Source organism: Myroides sp. NP-2 (genome assembly GCF_014145665.1).
GTDB lineage: Bacteria > Bacteroidota > Bacteroidia > Flavobacteriales > Flavobacteriaceae > Flavobacterium.
Map to the genome: position 1 here is coordinate 296,194 of NZ_JACHTD010000002.1, position 20,189 is coordinate 316,382.

Here is a 20,189-nt window from a genome sequence, read left to right on the forward strand (position 1 = left end):
TTTGATATAGGGTATAGTCCACAACGCCAACTACACCCTATACTGTTATTCTTGTATTGCTTTGATACCAGGCAATATTTGTCCTTCCAACATTTCTAACATAGCTCCTCCACCCGTAGATACATAACTCATTTTCGGTGCTAATCCAAATTGCTTCACAGCGGCTACAGAGTCTCCCCCTCCTACTAAAGAAAATGTACCCTTAGTTGTTGCCTCTGCGATGAAGTTTCCTAATTCAATGGTTCCATTGGCAAATTTCTCCATTTCAAATACCCCTAGTGGTCCATTCCAAAGAATAATTTTAGAATCCAAAATTACCTTTTTCAAACTCCCAAGTGTTTCTGGCCCGACATCAAGTCCTTGCCATCCCACAGGAATTGCCTTTACATCGACAATTTGCGTCTGAGCGTCTGCTGAAAATGCATTCGCTGCGACTACGTCAATAGGCAAGTGAATCTCCACGTTTTTTTCCTTAGCCTGCTCTAAAATACGCAATGCCAATTCAATTTTATCATCTTCACAAATGGAATCGCCAATAGCTCCCCCAAGTGCTTTGACAAAAGTAAACGCCATACCACCTCCAATAATCATGTGGTCTACTTTGTCTAAAATATTTTCAATTATCGTAATTTTAGAAGACACTTTTGATCCTCCCAAAATTGCTGTAACTGGTTTATCTGTACTGTGTAAAACTTTATTGATACTTTCAATTTCTTTAGCTAACAAATAACCAAAGCACTTGTCATTTGGAAAAAATTTGGCTACAATTGTCGTTGAAGCATGGGCGCGATGCGCTGTACCAAAAGCATCGTTAATATAAAAATCAGCCAGTGAAGCCAAAGCAGCAGCAAATTGCTCCTCTCCTTTTTCTTCTTCTGCGTAGAAACGCAAGTTTTCCAACAAAAGAACATCTCCCGCTTTGCTGTTGGCAACTGCTTGTTTCGCAGTATCGCCAATACAATCGTCAACAAACGTAACTTTTGTACCTAAGACTTCTTGCACTTTAGCCGCAATATGTCGCAGTGAATACGCTTGGTTTTTTTCTCCTTTTGGACGACCCAGATGAGAAACCAAAATGGCTACTCCACCCGATTTAATCACTTTCTCAATTGTGGGTTTTGCCGCTTCAATACGATTGGTGTCTGTCACCTCAAAAGCATCGTTTAACGGCACATTAAAATCAACGCGAATTAAAACTTTTTTATCATTAAAATTCACAGTATCAATTGTTTTCATAGTTGTATTTTTCTATAATAGGTTCCAATTAACGCAAATATAAATCTTTTTAAAATCCAAATTACGTTTATTTTAATTATTATCTTAATTTTCTCTTGGCAATTGTCTTCCAAAACGCGAATCAAATTGTTGCCCAAACAGGAGGAAGTTTTCTTTTCCAAGACATTCTCATACCCAAAGAATTCCATTATATTTGCATTATGTTATTTTCAGAAATAGTTGGTCAAAACCACATCAAAAATCACTTAGTACAAAGTGCCGAATCCGGTCGAATCCCGCATGCCCAATTATTTATTGGTCAAGAAGGTACTGGAACATTAGCGATGGCCATTGCCTATGCGCAATACCTACTTTGTCGCAATGTAGGTGGTGAAAACACAGGCGGAAATGAAAGTTGTAATATCAAGTTTAATGCCTTGATGCATCCCGATCTACACTTTGTCTATCCGGTGGCAACAACAACTGAAGTTAGCAAACATCCTACAAGTGATAAATTTGCCGAAGCTTGGCGTATTTTTATCAAAAACAACCCCTATGGCAGCTTATTTGATTGGTACAACCACATTGACATTCAAAATAAACAAGGGCAAATTGGCGTGGATGAAGCAGGAGAAATCCTCAAAAAACTAGCGTTGAAATCCTACGAAGGTGGATATAAAATTATGATTATTTGGATGGCCGATAAACTCAATACAGAAGCGTCCAATAAGATTTTAAAAATTTTAGAAGAACCGCCTGCCAAGACGATTTTTATTCTAATTGCCGAAAACGAAACTTCCATCTTACAGACGATCTTATCGCGTTGTCAGTTGTTGCGTTTTACGGCATTAAACAGCGTTGAAATCGAACAAGCCTTAATCAATCAGGGGTGTGACAAGCAGCAAGCGGCTTTGCTTGCTCGTCAAGCTCAAGGCAATTACAACAAAGCATTGCAGTTACAGCGCAATGGTGCCGATTCCACGGATTTTGAACAGAAATTTGTCACTTGGGTTCGCGCGGCTTTTCGCGCCAAGGGCAATGCAGCAGTCATTAAAGATCTCGTTGATTGGAGTGAGGACTTAGCCACCATAGGCCGTGAACAACAAAAACAATTTTTGGAATTTTGTATTGAATTGTTTCGACAAGCGCTGCTTTACAACTACCAATCGCCCGATTTGGTTTACTACCAAACATCAGTCGACCGATTTAAACTGCAAAACTTTGCCCCATTTGTCAATGGCGCAAATATTGAAGAGATTTTTGAGGAATTATCCAACGCAATTTACCATATTGAACGCAATGGTAACAGCAAAATGATTTTTACAGATCTCTCTATTAAATTAACTCGATTAATCCATAAAAAATAGCGAAACTAATCGGTTTCGCTATCGGGTAAAGTGCGTTGATATAATTTTAATTCTTCCCATGTAAATTCGTTGGCTGAAGCCGCTTTAAGGTCTGCAAGCGATTTGCCCTCGTGTTGTGAAAACACCTCGCTTAAACGCTTTATTTTCGCTTGGTCTAACACTTCGTGCAATTCAATTTTTCCATCGCTGATCAATTTAGCCAAATGAGAATATATAGTGGTAGGCGTCAATTTGCGTTCTGCAGCTATCGCATCTACACGCAGACCTTCCATCCACAACTCATACGTTAGAACAAAAGTGCTTTTCTTCTTTTCTTTTTTCTGGTTGTCTTTAGACTTTAAATCTTCTATAAGGTCGTAATCATCCTGTAGATCCAATCTAGTGGTGAGCAATAAAGAGGCAATGTGGGTCAGGTGATTGATGCGGTACTCCCCTATTTCTAAACTGCGTAGATTTTCTTTGGTTATACGTTCTTTTTTAATGACTAAATCAACCAAAAGTTTGGTTTTTTTCAGGTCTAAAACTGCTTTAATTGTCTGATCTTCCAATTCCTCTAATTCGGAGAAAAAAGTCTTCATTTGTCGCTTTCCACGTACTTGTGCCATGGTAAACAACAGCTCAAATACCACGTGATCTAAGGAAGGGAAAAAATACGCATAGGCTTTGTCCACACGCTCTTTGACAAAGTGAATATCCACGGGTTGTTGATAAAAAATATGGCTGAGTTGTTTAGTAAACTTATCGGCTAATAGCACGAGTTCTTCCAAGGTCTGAACAATTTTTAACGTCCAACTTTTATAGTCATTCTTTTTACTTTTATCGTTTTCCTCTCCGTAGGAGTACAAGTGATTGCGCCAATTCTGGCACAATCCTTTCCACGAATAAGCACCGATCAATTTCTCTTCCAAAAAAAGTAGGGTTTGCTTGAGCACTTCTTGTTCTAAAGTGTCTTTGTCCGCCTTATTTTTGGCATATTGCATCACATCGAAGTCGTTCTTTAGACCATTCATTTGAATTGGCGATAATAGAACCAATCCCTGCAGCGATTTTAATCGAGACAAGGCAACATAAGCCTGACCAGGTAAAAATACCTTAGAAACGTCTAAAATTGCTTTTTCAAAGGTCAATCCTTGACTCTTGTGAACCGTAATAGCCCAAGCCAGTTTTAAAGGGTAATGTGTAAAGGTTCCCAAAAGCTCCTCTTCTATTTCCTTAGAATTGGGATTGACCTTATACCGAATATTTTGCCATTCATATCGCTCTACTTCAATCACCTCATTTTCCTCAGGGAACTTAACAAAAATCTCCTTGCTACTCAACTTTTGTATAATCCCCATCTTGCCGTTGTAATATTTCTTCTCGAAGGATAAATCGTTTTTTACAAAGATGACCTGCGCCCCCACTTTTAAATGCAACTGATTTTCAATGGGGTAAATAGACGTAGGGAAATCACCAACCACTTCAGCTTGATAAGTATAAGCCTTTGCCGCTAAGGCCGCTAAGGAGTCGGAATTAATCGTATCTGCTTTGGCGTTATGCGTAGTTAAGGTAATATAGCCTTGCGCTTTATTTTGATCAAAGGTTGGGTTTACATACTGATTGAGTACTTGTAAATCCAAGGGAGTAATCGTGTTATTGCGCAAGTTATTTAATATTTTAATAAAAGCATCATCTGATTGTCGATAGACTTTGTCTAATTCGATATACAGTGGTGGATTGGATTGAACAATCAAGGAGTGAAAGAAATATGAACCATCGTAATACCTTCTCAAGACCTCCCATTCTTCGTTTTTCACCACGGGAGGTAATTGCAACAAATCGCCTATAAAAAGCAACTGAACCCCGCCAAAGGGCTGATTATTGCGTCGAACCGTTTGCAACATAAAATCCATCGCATCTAGTACATCGGCGCGAAGCATACTCACCTCGTCAACGATGAGCAATTCTAAATTGCGAAACAGCGAACGACGTACATTACTCATGCGGAAATGCTTCTTAATCGACACCCGATTTTCAAATTTTACGTATTCACTAAATATAGGTGGGTTTACTGCATCCGGAATAAAGGCAGCTAAGGGAAAGTGAAAAAAAGAATGTATCGTAACACCTCCAGCATTCAAGGCTGCAATACCTGTTGGAGCAACAATAACCGTATTTTTATGCGTGCTTTTGACAATCTCTTTCAACAATGTGGTCTTTCCCGTTCCCGCTTTTCCCGTTAAAAAAATGGACTGCTTGGTCTCGTTGATAAACTGTAAAACGTACTTGGCTTCGCTTGAAAAATTTTCCATTTTTTGAGGTAAGATAAAACTTAAATTGGTTTTAAAATAAAAATAGCCCTAAGAATGCTTAGGACTATTTGAATAATATACGTAATTAAATATTCTTATTTTTCTTCTTTTGTTGCTGGAGTTTCCTCTGCTTTCTTATCGTCTACAGTTGAAGCAGCAAATGTACCTGAATACTTTGCATTCAATTCTTTGATGATGGCATCCGTAATATTGTACTCTTCTTTACCGAAAATTACAGTGGAAGCTTCTTCTGTATTAAATACATAGTCTAAACTCTTTTTCTTCGCATAGTCAGCAATGTGTGTTTTCACTTTTTTCACTACTGAATCCATTTCTTTTGCGCTAGCAGCTTGTAATTCTTGAAACATCGACTGTTGTTTCATTTGAATTTGTTGCTCTTTACGTTGTAACTCTCCTCCTTTTTGTTGAGCCCACGCTTGTCCTTTTTGTGCTGCGTTATTTTGGAAATTTTGAATCTCTCGTTGAAATTGTGCAATTTCTCCTTCTAGCTCTTTTCCTTTCTCTTCAGATTTTATTTTGTATTTCGATTCAATATCTTTTACCTCTTGATATTCTGTCATTAATTTAGAAGAATCAATATACGCAGTTTTAAATTCTGTTGCAGCAGAGTTTGTATTGTTGTTACAAGAAAATAACAATCCAGCTAATCCTAATACGAAAATACCTTTTTTCATTTTTGATTTTTTTAAAAACATGTAAAATTAAAAAAACTTTTAATGTATACTACATTATTTCAATTTATATATTCCGATAAATATAACTTATAAAGATAGTATAAACAATAGAAATAAACTATTAATACTAGCTATAATAGCTTCTTTCTTATCCACGATCTATATTTTGCTATACGAAGTATTGACTCAACTAAAAAAAGTAGCTTAAAACACTTTAAAATAAGAAAAACAGTTCAATACCTACAGTTTTTACGCCATCCTTGTGTTTTAGTTTATTTTAGACAGGCAATAAATTAAAGAAGAATATTCCATCGTATTTCTCGCTTCAACATTGGAACGCAAACCAACAAATAAAGCTTTACCCCAATTTCGCTTTCCTGTTTTATACTGTTCCGACAAAAGGGAAACATAAAAGCTATCAAACAGCATCGGATGAAGTTCGTCGACAGTAAAATCAAAAAGTGAAAAAATACGCGGAATCGAAGATTGAGAAAAATGCCAAAGATGTCTTGGTACGTCAAAGGCTGCCCAATACTCTTTGTAATAAACAGCATCATAGGACTTATAATTAGGCACGGCGACGATTAATTTACCTCCAGGTTTCAACAAGCGATTCAATTCAACGATTTGTTCTTCTAAGTTAGGAATATGTTCCAACACATGCCATAGGGTGATTACATCAAATGTATGAGCTTCCAATTCACTCAATTTTTTTACTAAAGTAATTCCCTTCGCTTTTGCTTTGGCAAAAGCATGCTCATTTGGCTCATAGCCTGTAGTGGCCCATCCGCTCTTTTTCGCTTCTACCAAAAAATCACCTGTACCACAGCCAATATCCAAAAGCGTTCCCACTGTATTATTTTGTTTGAAAAGCAAATCTACTTTTCTGCGTAAAGCAATGCGCTTTATACCTTGATAAATTCGTTCAAAAAAATTGCGCTTGCCATCCGTATGCGAAATATAATTCTCACTTAGATAGTAGTTGTTCAAATTTTCTTTTGCTGGAACAGGATCTGTAAGCAGTAAATCATAAGCGCGATTATAGAACAAGGAAAATACTTCTTTTGAAACAGCGTGATCTTGCACCGTTAAAAATTTCTCATCTTTTGTAAAATTCAATTTTTCCATCTACTCTATACTTTTTAATCTACAACGCTTTTTTTCGAAGTGAAAAAAATCATCTTTCAAATTTAAAATTTAATCTAAGAAAAACACGTTTATTCTCCAATCAAAATTTTAATTACACCGGGAAAGAAAAAAAGAATGAGCTATCTATTTTGCATCAATCATTCTTTTCTCTTCTTTTTTTGTCGATCTAAAAAAGTTGTTCTTATTTTTTTTTGATTGCTTTTTCAAAAGAAAAGAAAAATAGGCTCCTTTTTTAATACCACCTAATTTTAGGATTATTCAAAAAAAGCTTGCGCTTTTCCCTTAAATTTTGAACGTTTTTAGTTTCAATTTTGGAATGGAAATTTTGTGTTTTCGGATTGATTTTTTTCAGATGAACTTCCATAAAAAAATTAGCTTTTTCAAATTGCTAAAAATTGAAAAAGAAAAAAAGTAGCAATCCAAAATCCAACTTTCACCTTTTGATTTAGTAGAAAAAAAAAACACCAATTTATCGTGTAAACTAGATGTAAAAAAACAAGTCGTTTTCGGTTTTGATTTTTATGCTTTTCATTTTTTTATGTTGGATTTAGGCGGTCAAAATTCCACAAGGTTTTATCACAAAAAAATAGTTCCCTCATTTTTTCAAACTGAATATTTTTAAAAAATATCCGTCAATTTTGAATGATCTACTCCGGTCTAATTTCTACTTTATTTTTAAACAAAAGTATTCTGGTGGGTCTATTTTTTACAACCGAATTGTTTAGATGATCGCTCCTATTTTTGTTTTTTATATGCTATCGAAAAACAGAATAAGCGTCTGAAAGATTCTCCTTCTTTTGCCAAGGTTTTATACTTTACTATTTCGAGTTCACAATTGATTTCCCTTTCTTGGCCCCGATTTTTTTAAGGAAGTTAAACCATAGATAAGTCATCAATTAAGACAGTACAGTAGGGTTATTAGGATATCAATCACGTTGCTAATTCTATTCCTATCGATTCCTACTTCCTCTACCCAAATCCCTTATAAAAGGCAGTTAGTCGGGTTTTTTCACTTGATCCTTTACTTTAAACATCCAGCTAATATATTGAAAAGACGGGGCTTAATTCGAACCTACTAAACAAAAAAATAAGGATTGTTCCACGTGGAACAATCCTTATTCTTTAGTTGCTATCCCCTCCTATCTCCCCATATGGATTAATAGAATCGATATGTCTGTCGGGGTTACTCCACTTATTCTCGATGCTTGTGAAATGGTAATTGGACGAATCTTTTTGAACTTCTCGCGCGACTCAAATGAGAGAGACACGATCTTATCATATTCAAAATTCTCCGGAATTTTCACATCTTCTAAGCGAGTTAATTTGTCTGCATTATTCTTTTCCTTTTCGATATAACCCGAATATTTCACTTGAATTTCTGCTTGCTCTATAACCTCCTGATCGATGTTGTGCTCGGCAATATACTCCTCCACTTTTTGGAATTTTAAGATGTCTTCTAACTCAATTTGTGGGCGAGAAAATACCTTAAACATTTTGTCTGGCTGACTCATTAAAGACGATCCTTTAGCTTCTAAAATAGGATTTGCCTCTTCTGTTTTGACACTGGTTTCTTTAAAGAATTGAACAAATTTATCAGACTCCAAACGCTTATATTCCATTCTTCTCATGCGCTCTTCAGAGGCTAATCCGATCGAATATGCCATCGGTGTTAATCTAAAATCAGCATTATCTTGACGCAATAAAGTGCGATATTCTGCTCGAGAAGTAAACATGCGATAAGGTTCTTCTGTTCCTTTTGTGATCAAATCATCAATCAAAACTCCGATATAAGCTTCATCCCTACGCAAGATTAAAGGCTCTTTTTCGTTCACTTTTAAGTGTGCATTTATACCTGCCATCAACCCTTGAGAAGCCGCTTCTTCGTAACCAGTTGTTCCATTGATTTGCCCTGCAAAATACAATCCATCGACCAGCTTTGTTTCCAAAGTATGTTTTAATTGTGTCGGTGGAAAATAGTCGTATTCAATCGCATAGCCAGGACGAAAAATCTTCGCATTTTCAAATCCTGCAACTGCGCGTAAAGCTTTAAATTGAATATCCTCTGGCAAAGAGGTTGAGAAACCATTGACGTAAATTTCACATGTATTCCACCCTTCAGGTTCAACAAATATTTGGTGTCTTTCCTTATCGGCAAAACGATTAATCTTGTCTTCGATAGAAGGACAATAACGCGGACCTAGACTCTTTATACGTCCTGTAAACATCGGAGAACGATCGAAACCTTCACGAAGTAGATCGTGTACTTCAGCAGAAGTATAGGTCATATAACAGTCTCTTTGTTGCTTTAAAGGCGAGGTTACATCCATATAGGAAAACTTAGCAGGATTGATATCTCCTCCTTGAACTTCCATCTTAGTGTAGTCTAACGAACGTCCGTCTACACGGGGAGGTGTACCTGTTTTCATACGGCCAGCAGTAAACCCTAGCTTAACTAAATCCTCTGTAATCCCAAAAGCCGCTCCCTCTCCTGCTCGACCTCCACCAAACTGTTTTTCACCGATGTGGATCAAACCATTTAAAAAAGTACCATTGGTAAGGATTACCGTCTTGGCTTTTATAGTCAATCCTAAACTCGTTACCACACCTTCGACTTGATGATTTTTAACCAGTAAAGACTTTACCATATCTTGATAAAAATCTAAATTAGGTGTTCCTTCCAGCATCAAACGCCATGTTTCAGAGAAACGCATACGGTCCGATTGTACTCTAGGAGACCACATAGCAGGACCTTTTGATTTATTCAACATTTTAAATTGAATAGCCGTTTGATCAGAAACAATCCCAGAATATCCGCCTAAGGCATCGATCTCGCGAACAATTTGTCCTTTGGCAATCCCACCCATAGCAGGATTACAAGACATTTGCGCGATATTTTGCAAGCTCATGGTGATCAAAAGTGTTTTTGATCCCATATTCGCAGCAGCTGCGGCAGCTTCGGAGCCAGCATGCCCTCCACCAACAACAACTACATCATATCTATCTTGAAAAATGCTCATTTTTGTAAAAATCTTTTCATTTTAGTGTTCCACGTGGAACAATTTTATTTTTTCATCCTCTTTTTGACGCATCAGCGCTTCATCTTCCTCACTCTTGTCCTTAAATCCACAATAGTGTAGGATGCCGTGAGCCATTACTCGTAATAATTCAGTGTGAAAATCTACCGAAAAATCAGCAGCATTTTCTCTTACACGTTCTATACTAATAAAAATATCTCCACTAACTACTTGATTATCAGAGTAATCAAAACTAATAATATCAGTTAAGGTATCATGATCTAAATACTTTACGTTGATTTCGTGTAAGTACTCATCTGTGCAAAAAATATAGTTTATCTCCCCTACCAAAAAACCCTCAGAACCAATAATAGAAGCTATCCAAGTCTCATATTGGGATTCGTTTTGGAGCGAAAAATCCAGTTCGTAATTAAAAGTTATCATATAAAATAAAAATATCTGGCAAAGGTACAATGAAAATCAAAACAGTAATACACTGAAATCTAAAAAGATTCACAAATAGAAAAGCTGAATTTGAAACAAATTATTTCAAAACTTACCTTTAACGAACTACAGTAAATAATAAAAAAGTAACTGAAAATAAATTGTAGTAAAACCAGTATTTAGCTTCAAACAATAAAAAGCCATATAAAAGTCAAAAAAAATAGCTCCTGTAATTGGCGTATTTTAAAAAAAAGAAAAACTAGAATCAAATACGCAAATGTCCAGCTTTCACCAATCAAAGATAGATAAAAATAAAAAACGAACCTTGAAAAGAAATAAATTTTAACAACAAAGGTTGGAAAAATTTTAATCAAGAAATCAACAAATTAAAAGGTACTTGAGCCGAAATTAGAATGGCAAATATAAGAAACAACAAAACCTAGGCAAGAACTAAAGATCCCTCCCCTATTTTTCATAAAACACACGAAAGTCTCTGGAAAATTTTTTAAACCATTTACAAGAAGAAGCAAAATTAAATCTATCAAATACAGAGTAAAACTCCTGCCTATAATTTTCGTAAACCGATTAAAGGGGAAGTAATTTTTATTTACGCAAAATACAGCGGGATCCAAAAAAAGAAGGTAAGCGAATACCGACTCAAACTACTGCCTATAATTTTCGTAAACCGATTAAAGGGCAAGCAAATTTTTTTTACGCAAAATACAGAGCGATCTTAAAAAGCAACTCAAGCGAACAGGCACACAAACATCTTCCTATAATTTTAGTAAATCGATCTAAGGTCAAGCAAAATTTTTTTACGCAAAATACAGCGGGATCCAAAAAAAGAACGCAAGCTAATATCGACTCAAACTCCTCTCTATAATTTTCGTAAATCGATCAAAGGGTAGGCAATTTTTATTTACGAAAAATACAGAGCGATCTTAAAAAGCAACTCAAGCGAACAGGCACACAAACATCTTCCTATAATTTTAGTAAATCGATCTAAGGTCAAGCAAAATTTTTTTACGCAAAATACAGCGGGATCCAAAAAAAGAACGCAAGCTAATATCGACTCAAACTCCTCTCTATAATTTTCGTAAATCGATCAAAGGGTAGGCAATTTTTATTTACGCAAAATACAGCGGGATCCAAAAAAAGAACGCAAGCGAATAACCACTAAAACTTCTCCCTATAATTTTCGTAAACCGATGAAAGGATAGGTAATTTTTTTTTATGCAAAATACAAGGCCTCTTAAAAAAATAAGACAACAAAAAACAACCCAAACTCCTCTCTATAATTTTCGTAAATCGATCAAAGGGTAAGCAATTTTTATTTACGCAAAATACAGCGGGATCCAAAAAAAGAAGGTAAGCAAATAACGACTCAAACTCCTGCCTATAATTTTCGTAAACCGATGAAAGGATAGGTAATTTGTTTTTATGCAAAATACAAGGTCTCTTAAAAAAATAAGACAACAAAAAAACAACCCAAACTCCTCTCTATAATTTTCGTAAATCGATCAAAGGGTAAGCAATTTATATTTACGCAAAATACAGCGGGATCCAAAAAAAGAAGGTAAGCAAATAACGACTCAAACTCCTGCCTATAATTTTGGTAAACCGATGAAAGGATAGGTAATTTTTTTTTATGCAAAATACAAGGCCTCTTAAAAAAATAAGACAACAGAAAACCACCTCAAACTTCTCCCTATAATTTTCGTAAATCGATAAAGGGTAAGCCAAATTTATTTACGCAAAATACAAACTCCATACGAAACGAAATAAAAGGAAAAAAGTCAACTTTTGACAAGAAGAAACAAAAAGAGAAAAAAACAGACTTATCAACGTTATCAACAATATAAATAATAGAATAAAAATCTTTTTAAAAATTAAAAAAAAGGTTCTCTATTATATTGCTTGTTAATATGTACAATAACTTTTCAGCTAGAATTTGCTGTTTTGACTTATAAAAACTTATTAACAGGATATCATTTCTTAAATCGCTTTAAAATAAGTATATAGCTATCTTATTAACACGGTTGATAACCGTTATCAACAGCCTTTTCACAACAACTTAGGGTGTGTATTTCTGTTAATAAGTGGTGCATAGGCTATGGATATCTAACTAATAGAATCTAAAAAATAAATTTGCACATCAACATTCCAATCCCGTATTGTAATAAATTTCAATTAAACAAAAAATAGTTATTCTATTCTTTCCTTACTTATCAACAAAAACTGTTTATTTCGATCTGCCTAAAAATCAAAGCATTAGATCATTTTAAAAAATACGATGTTGATAAGTGTTAGTTAGCTGTAAATCAATGTTTTATTTTTAAATTTTAGAATTTGGAGTATTTTCCTTCTCGAAGCATAGATGGTGTTTTTTCGTTTTTAATAGGCGGGAAAAGCAACGGAAGTGCAGCTAAAAATAGGGGCTATTTTGGGGTTAATTCTCCTTAATTTTCGAGGAGAATGCAAGCTGAAATACATCTGTTTTGACCTAACTTTTTCTTTATTTATAGAGGCTGTACTTTTTTTTTGCCATGTAAAAAAGAGATTATACTGCGTTTAATCCAGGGGTAAAACGTATAAAAGAGAGAAGGAATGAAAAAAGAATGTCAGCAGTTTTAGGTGTCAAATACTGTATTTCTGTCTATTTTATTCGCTGATCTACATAAAAAAAGTAGCTCCGTTTGGGCTACTTTATTGTGTTTTCCTTTGCGATTTTCGTTTGGTATAGGATAGATTAACTGCCTTTTTCCATTTTTATTAGATGGGCCATATTGCGAATAACGCTGTTGTGTTTTAAAACAAATGGATTAGATTTATCCCACACATAGCCTGCTAAAACCGAACATATTTTGCGTTTTACGTCTGGATTTTCAGGTTGATGAAAGAAGAGTTCTTGTAGATTTCCCGTGTACCATTCTTGGATATAGGTGGTAAATACATCAATTCCTTCCTGCATATAATCGGCGTACTCTGTTTGCCAATTTACTGTTTCTCCTTTTAGTGTTTTGATCGCTAGTTTAGCTGCTAACATACCCGATTCGGTGGCAAAACACACCCCAGAAGAGAAAACTGGATCTAAAAATTCAGTGCTATTTCCTGTTAATACATAGCCTTCACCAAACATTTTCGACACGCTAGTGGAATAATTTGACAATTTTTTTGGTTCAAAATCAAAAGGCAAATCACCAAAACGTTGGATGTAAAAATCGGATAGTTGAATGGCGTTTTGTAAGGCTTCTGTTGTGGTATTTCCCAGTGTATTGATATAATCAGTAGGACCAACAATTCCCACACTTGTTTTTCCGTTGGAGAAAGGAATAACCCATAGCCATACTTTAGTTTCTAAAATGTCAAATGAGATTTGTGTTCCCTCTACTCCTTCTGGTCTTCTATCATCGATGATATGGCTAAATATAGCAGAGTGTGGACTTAATTTAGAGGCGGCATCTAAGTTGAGCATACGCGGTAAAACGCGTCCATATCCACTGGCATCAATTAAAAATTTAGCGCGTATTTGCGAACTTTCTCCTTGTGCATTTCGAACGGTGGTAAGGGAATTCGTTCCATCAAATTCTACCTTAATTACTTCTGTTTCAAATTGGATATCAATGCCTTTTCGCTGCATTTCATCCGTTATAGCTTTGTCAAAATCTGCACGGGGAATCTGCCATGTCCAATCCCAACCTTCTGAAAATTTATCGCTAAAATCAAAGATACAGATTTCTTTTCCTCGGATAAATCGGGCACCAGGTTTCGGTTGAAAATTGTAGGTATGCAAGGCTGGAAGTAAATCAGCTGCTTCAAAGTGATCCATTACACGGGGAATTAGGCTTTCACCTACTACAATTCTAGGAAACTTTGTTTTTTCTACTATTTTAGCGCTAATACCCATTTTGTGTAAGTAACTGCCTGCAACACTTCCAGATGGACCTGCTCCGATTATTAGAACATCTACATTTTCGATTGACATTATTTGCTATTTATTATGTTATTAGTATTAAATTTGTTGCTGTCTCAGCTAAGCTATAGAGGAGACTAAATTTGAATACAAATATAACTAATATACCAAGTTAATGAACACGTTGAATGGCTTCTTATCTTTAGAAAATTTCGTACAATATCTAAAGGCAGAACACGAATTAGTCTTAGATCCAGCACTTAAAGAGCGAGTTGAGACGAGTTTTAATTTTTTAAGTGAGTATGCTAAAAATAAAGTAATTTATGGCGTAAATACTGGCTTTGGACCAATGGCTCAATATCGCATTAAAGACGAAGAATGTGTTGCTTTACAGTATAATTTAATTCGCAGTCACGCTTCTGGCCTAGGTAATCCTTTGAGTATTGCACAAGTTCGCGCTGCGATTTTAGCGCGTTTAAACTCGCTATCTCTAGGATATTCTGGTATTAATTTGGAGGTTATTGAGTTGATGAAAACCCTGTTGAACAAACAAATAACGCCACTTATTTTCGCACATGGTGGAGTGGGCGCAAGTGGTGACTTGGTTCAATTGGCTCATTTAGCCTTGGTATTAATCGGAGAAGGAGAAGTTTTTTATCAAGGAGAAAGAAGAAGCACAAAAGAAGTGTTTAAACTTGAAAATATTACGCCTATGCGTATTAGTATTCGCGAAGGTATTTCTTTGATGAATGGAACTTCTGTGATGACCGGTATTGGTATTCTCAATTGGAATAATGCGACAAAACTGTTGGATTGGTCTGTAAAAATTGCCTGTGCCATTAATGAGTTGGTTGCTGCTTATGATGATCATTTGTCTGAAGCCTTAAACGAAGCTAAATTACACGAAGGTCAACGCCATATTGCTGCCCAAATGTGTCAATATTTAAAAGATAGCCAACGAATTAAGAAAAGAGAAGAACATTTATATTCGGGAACAAATCAGGAGGATATATTCAAAGATAAAGTACAAGAGTACTATTCTATTCGCTGTATTCCTCAAATTTTAGGTCCTGTGTATGATACGATTCAAGCCGTTGGAAAAGTATTGGAAAATGAAATGAATTCTGCCAATGACAATCCAATTATAGATGTTAAGAGTCAACAGGTATACCATGGAGGAAATTTTCATGGCGATTATATTTCGTTGGAAATGGATAAACTGAAATTGGTTGTTACACGGCTGACCATGTTAGCTGAACGTCAGCTAAATTATTTGCTCAATGCGAAGATAAATGAATTGTTACCCCCATTTGCCAATCTCGGAAAACTAGGCTTTAACTTTGGTATGCAAGGTGCACAATTTACGGCTACTTCAACAACAGCAGAATGTCAAGCCTTAGCAACGTCTATGTATATTCACAGTATACCTAACAACAACGACAACCAAGATATTGTCAGTATGGGGACTAATGCAGCAGTGCTTTGTGACAAGGTAATTGAGAATAGCTTTGAGGTGTTGACCATTGAACTGCTAACCTTAGTTCAGGCAATAGATGCTTTAGAGTGCAAGGACAGCGTTTCTGAATCTACCAAAAAATGGTATACTGAAATTCGCCAAATTATTCCTACATTCTCAGAAGATCAAGCCTTGTATCCGTATTTACAACAGATAAAAGACTATTTAAAAGCCTAATATTGCGATTCGTTTCGCCCTGCATTTATTGTTTTTTAGTGTTAGCTTACTGCAAATACACGATGAACACTAGTTTGAAAGGACGAACACGTTGGAAAGATAGACAAGGAGTGAAAAACGATTCGATCACAGTATATTCAATGAGATTCATTTTCATCAGAAATTGCTGGGTAGAAAGAGGAAGACAGGTAAGATTCTTATGATCACTTAACAATGCAAAGCGCCTTAGTCTCGCCTTGCTATAGTAAATTAGGGAGTTAACGGTGGAATAACCCGTGTAAAAGAAGAGGAAAATAAAAATTTCAGGCTGTAGTTGAAAAGCTATGTACAGCAAAAAGGTATAAAACATAGAATTATATAATAATAGATACACAAATGAAAACCGCGATAGTAACAGGAGGATCTAGAGGAATAGGTAGAGCGATTTGTTTGCGATTGGCACAAGAAAAGAAATATCACATCTTGATCAATTATCAATCAAATGAAGAAAAGGCGTTAGAAACGTTACGCGAAGTGGAGGAAATGGGAGCGACAGGAGAAATTCTGCGTTTTGATGTGAGTAATAATGAAGAAGTAACGGAGGTATTAACGCAATGGGTAGCTACAAATCCTACTGCCATTGTAGAGGTAGTTATCAATAATGCGGGGGTTACAAGAGATGGTTTGTTTATGTGGATGTCTTATGAGGATTGGAATACTGTGATGCAAACAAGTATCAACGGATTTTATAATGTAACCCAATTCTTTATGCAAAAGATGTTGAGAAACCGATATGGTCGCATTATTAATATGGTATCAGTTTCAGGTATGAAAGGAACGCCAGGACAGACGAATTATTCAGCTGCTAAGGCTGCGATTGTCGGCGCTACAAAAGCATTGGCTCAAGAAGTTGCTAAGCGAAATATTACCGTTAATGCAGTTGCACCTGGGTTTATTGAAACCGATATGACGGCTAATTTAGATGCGACAGAATTGGTAAAATTAATACCAGCCAATCGATTTGGTAAAACAGAAGAAGTAGCTGATTTGGTTGGTTTTCTAGCTTCAGATAAAGCGAGCTATATCACAGGAGAAGTCATTAATATCAATGGTGGAATATATTCTTAATTAGGTTTGATGGAAAGAAGAGTTGTTATCACAGGCATGGGAATTTACTCTTGTTTAGGACTAAATCTAGACGAGGTAAAAACGTCTTTATATGAAGGGAAATCGGGAATTATTTACGATGAACAACGTCATGAAATGGGATTCCGTTCTGCTTATACGGGTATGGTTCCACGTCCTGATTTGAAAGCTGACTTGAATCGTAGACAGCGACTTTCTATAGGAGAGGAAACGGAATACGCTTATGTGGCCACAATGGAAGCCTTGAAAAATGCACAAATTAGCTTAGATTTCCTAGAACAACGCGAAGTGGGAATTCTATATGGTAACGATAGTGTATCCAAAGCGGTGATTGAGGCAACCGATATTTTTAGAGAAAAAAGGGATACCGCCTTAATTGGTTCGGGTGCCATTTTTAAATCGATGAATTCGACCGTAACGATGAATTTATCTACGATTTTTAAATTGAGGGGAATTAATATGACCATTAGTGCGGCATGTGCTAGTGGATCTCATGCTGTTGGACTTGGTTTTGCGATGATTAAAGGAGGACTTCAGGATATCGTTATTTGCGGTGGAGCACAAGAAATTAATCCATTTGCTATGGCTAGTTTTGATGGATTGGGGGTATTTGCAGAAGAAGGCGTAGACCCAAGCGAAGCTTCTCGTCCCTTTGATGTTAATCGCAATGGTTTAGTGCCTAGTGGTGGGGGAGCAACGTTGATTTTAGAAAGCTATGAGTCAGCTATGGAGCGTGGAGCACCTATTATAGCAGAAGTGTTGGGATATGGTTTCTCTTCTAATGGCGGGCATATTTCGACACCTAATGTTGATGGGCCTGCTACAGCAATGCGAAGAGCGATCGAAAATGCTGGTGTTGCTGTGGACGAAATAGGGTATATTAATGCACATGCTACCTCTACTCCCTTGGGAGATGCAAATGAGGCCAAAGCAATCTACGAAGTATTTAAAGCAAGTATGCCTTATGTTACCTCAACTAAATCACTAACAGGGCACGAATGTTGGATGGCAGGGGCCAGTGAGATTGTTTATTCTACATTGATGATGAATAACAATTTCGTCGGACCAAATAAGAATTTCACAATCGGAGATGAAGATTCGAGTCGACTTAAGATTGTTAAAAAAACGTTAGATAAAAAATTTGACCTATATTTGTCCAATTCTTTCGGATTTGGAGGTACAAATTCCGCCCTTATTGTTAAAAAATATAGTTGATAGATGGATAGTAAAGAGATTTTTGAGAAAATTAATCAAATTTTAATTGAAGAATTTGAAGTAGATCAAGATGTCATTGAAGCAGAAAATAATTTAAGAGAAAGCTTAAATTTGGACAGCTTAGATTATGTTGATCTCGTGGTATTAATTGAATCAAATTTTGGTGTTAAATTAGTAGAAGCTGATTTTACAGCTATTGTTACTTTTCAAGATTTTTACGATTTAATTGAACGCAAGATTAAGCAAAAGTAAGATGACCGATGGCGCAATGGCAAGGAAAATCTAAAGGTAATTTACTCGGGTATAAAATTTTCGTTTTATGTATAAAAAAGCTCGGTATCAGAACGGCTTATAGCGTTCTGATATTTGTAGCTTTTTATTATTTTATCACAGCGTGGAAATCCAATAAAGTTCTTTACTATTACTTTCACCACAGACATCAATTTAGCGTGGCAAAATCGCTAGTCATGATGTATGCCAACTATTTTAGATTTGGTCAAGTGCTCATCGATAAAACAGCTATTTCTATTGGTTTGAGAAATCGCTTTACGTATGATTTTGACGGAATCGACATTCTAAAAGAATTACTAGCAGAGAAAAAAGGAGCTATATTAATTAGTGCGCATGTTGGCAATTTTGAAGTAGCGGAGTACTTCTTTGCAGACATTGATTTTGACTGCCAAATTAATTTAGTAACAACAGATCGTGAACACAGTTTTATCAAAGCGTATTTCGATCAAATATCCATTAAAACAAAGCTGAATTTTATTGTTGTGAAAGAGGATATGTCTCATATTTTTGAAATTAATACCTGTCTGTCCAACAATGAAATTATTTGTTTTACAGGGGATCGTTTTTTTCCTGCTAATAAAACCCTACAACAAGAATTCTTAGGGGAGGCAGCGCTATTTCCTGCTGGTCCCTTCAGTATAGCTTCACGTATGAAAGTACCTGTTGCCTATGTATATGTAATGAAAGAGTGTAATTTACACTATCATTTGTACACAAGACGGGCTGAAGTAAAACATCGCGATGCCCAACACCTGCTCCATTCGTATTGTACTAGTGTAGAGCAAATCGTAAAAAAATACCCCTTACAATGGTTTAATTATTATGATTTTTGGGAAAAACCCATCTCTACTAAATAATAAAGAAGATGAAGCGTGTATTAGTCATTTACTATAGTCAGTCAGGACAATTAAAGCGGGTATTAGATCAATTGGTAGATTCGTTAACCAAAGACGAAGCAACTGAAATAACCTGGTATGAAATAGAAATGGAACAGCCCTATGCTTTTCCTTGGAAGAAAGAGGATTTCTTTGATGTCTTTCCTGAATCATTCCGACAAATAGAACAACCTATACTACCGCCTTCTCAGGCGATTTTAGACAAGAAATACGATTTAGTTATACTCGGCTATCAAGTGTGGTATTTAACGCCTTCTATCCCCATAAATTCCTTTGTAAAAAGTAGCTATGCAAAACAGCTATTAGCCCAAACCCCTATTATAACGGTTAGTGGTAGCAGGAATATGTGGATTATGGCACAAGAAAAAATAAAAAAACAGATTCAAAGCATTAATGGTATACTAGTTGGTAATATTGCCCTTGTGGATAGAACAATTAACTTAGTTAGCGTGATTACCATAGTGGATTGGATGTTTTCTGGAAAACAGCGAAAGGTATTTGGTCTATTGCCAAAGCCAGGGATTTCAACAGCAGAGATTTTGGCTAGTAAGAGATTTGGAGATACAATAATAAAATATTTATATAGTACTAATTATCAGGGATTACAAAAAGAGCTCATTCAGCAAAATGCCGTAGAGGTACGCCATTTTTTGGTTTCAATGGATCGAAAAGCCAATCGTCTTTTTGGCATATGGTCTACATTGATTTTGAAAAGTAGCCCCAAGCGAAGACCTTTTTTGTTGAAGTGTTTCAATGTCTATTTGTTTATAGCCATTTGGTTTATTTCGCCAATTGTACATTTGATCCACCTCCTTTTGTACCCGTTTAAATACAAGAAAATTCAACGAGATAAAGTGTATTTTCAAGGAATAAAGTAAAGG

General features: G+C 35.8%; 14 protein-coding genes. 7 read left to right on the forward strand and 7 right to left on the reverse strand.

Translation table 11 applies throughout. The features are described 5' to 3' along the window. Positions 1-45: 45 nt before the first annotated feature. Positions 46-1,236 carry a phosphoglycerate kinase gene (gene pgk / locus H4K35_RS03640; RefSeq protein WP_182626023.1) on the reverse strand — a complete coding sequence of 397 codons (1,191 nt, stop codon included), beginning with the start codon at positions 1,234-1,236 and terminating at the stop codon, positions 46-48. A 200-nt stretch (positions 1,237-1,436) separates the two neighbouring features. On the opposite strand from pgk, the gene H4K35_RS03645 reads away from it, so the two are divergent. Then, a complete protein-coding gene (locus H4K35_RS03645) occupies positions 1,437-2,582 on the forward strand; it encodes a DNA polymerase III subunit delta' (protein WP_182626024.1) in 1,146 nt (381 codons plus the stop codon). Positions 2,583-2,587: 5 nt separating this feature from the next. Here the strand turns inward: H4K35_RS03645 and H4K35_RS03650 are convergent, their stop codons facing one another. The 6 genes from H4K35_RS03650 to H4K35_RS03675 all read right to left on the reverse strand — a co-directional run bounded on the left by H4K35_RS03650 (position 2,588) and on the right by H4K35_RS03675 (position 14,160). Next, a complete protein-coding gene (locus tag H4K35_RS03650) occupies positions 2,588-4,873 on the reverse strand; it encodes a helix-turn-helix domain-containing protein (RefSeq protein ID WP_182626025.1) in 2,286 nt (761 codons plus the stop codon). Positions 4,874-4,968: 95 nt separating this feature from the next. Next, positions 4,969-5,568 (reverse strand): OmpH family outer membrane protein, encoded by a 600-nt coding sequence (locus tag H4K35_RS03655; RefSeq protein ID WP_182626026.1) that lies wholly within the window; start codon positions 5,566-5,568, stop codon positions 4,969-4,971. Positions 5,569-5,835: 267 nt separating this feature from the next. Further along, entirely contained in the window at positions 5,836-6,696 is an 861-nt protein-coding gene (locus H4K35_RS03660; protein ID WP_182626027.1) for a class I SAM-dependent methyltransferase, read from the reverse strand. Between the two features lie 1,160 nt (positions 6,697-7,856). Further along, positions 7,857-9,734 (reverse strand): tRNA uridine-5-carboxymethylaminomethyl(34) synthesis enzyme MnmG, encoded by a 1,878-nt coding sequence (gene mnmG, locus H4K35_RS03665; protein WP_182626028.1) that lies wholly within the window; start codon positions 9,732-9,734, stop codon positions 7,857-7,859. 21 nt (positions 9,735-9,755) lie between these two features. Beyond that, complete coding sequence (gene ybeY / locus H4K35_RS03670; protein ID WP_182626029.1) at positions 9,756-10,175, reverse strand: rRNA maturation RNase YbeY; 420 nt, start codon at positions 10,173-10,175, stop codon at positions 9,756-9,758. 2,749 nt (positions 10,176-12,924) lie between these two features. After that, positions 12,925-14,160: an NAD(P)/FAD-dependent oxidoreductase gene (locus tag H4K35_RS03675; protein ID WP_182626030.1), complete on the reverse strand. Its 1,236-nt coding sequence runs from the start codon at positions 14,158-14,160 to the stop codon at positions 12,925-12,927. 103 nt (positions 14,161-14,263) lie between these two features. Between H4K35_RS03675 and hutH the strand changes: the two genes are divergently transcribed. The 6 genes from hutH to H4K35_RS03705 all read left to right on the forward strand — a co-directional run bounded on the left by hutH (position 14,264) and on the right by H4K35_RS03705 (position 20,186). Next, a complete protein-coding gene (gene hutH / locus H4K35_RS03680; RefSeq protein WP_182626031.1) occupies positions 14,264-15,781 on the forward strand; it encodes a histidine ammonia-lyase in 1,518 nt (505 codons plus the stop codon). Positions 15,782-16,156: 375 nt separating this feature from the next. After that, a complete protein-coding gene (gene fabG / locus H4K35_RS03685) occupies positions 16,157-16,888 on the forward strand; it encodes a 3-oxoacyl-ACP reductase FabG (RefSeq protein ID WP_182626032.1) in 732 nt (243 codons plus the stop codon). A 9-nt stretch (positions 16,889-16,897) separates the two neighbouring features. Then, entirely contained in the window at positions 16,898-18,121 is a 1,224-nt protein-coding gene (locus tag H4K35_RS03690; protein ID WP_182626033.1) for a beta-ketoacyl synthase, read from the forward strand. A 3-nt stretch (positions 18,122-18,124) separates the two neighbouring features. Then, on the forward strand, positions 18,125-18,373 hold the full coding sequence (locus H4K35_RS03695; protein ID WP_182626034.1) for an acyl carrier protein: 249 nt from the start codon (positions 18,125-18,127) through the stop codon (positions 18,371-18,373). 8 nt (positions 18,374-18,381) lie between these two features. Then, positions 18,382-19,269 carry a lipid A biosynthesis acyltransferase gene (locus tag H4K35_RS03700; RefSeq protein ID WP_182626035.1) on the forward strand — a complete coding sequence of 296 codons (888 nt, stop codon included), beginning with the start codon at positions 18,382-18,384 and terminating at the stop codon, positions 19,267-19,269. An 8-nt stretch (positions 19,270-19,277) separates the two neighbouring features. Beyond that, on the forward strand, positions 19,278-20,186 hold the full coding sequence (locus tag H4K35_RS03705) for a dialkylrecorsinol condensing enzyme DarA (protein ID WP_182626036.1): 909 nt from the start codon (positions 19,278-19,280) through the stop codon (positions 20,184-20,186). Positions 20,187-20,189 lie beyond the last annotated feature (3 nt).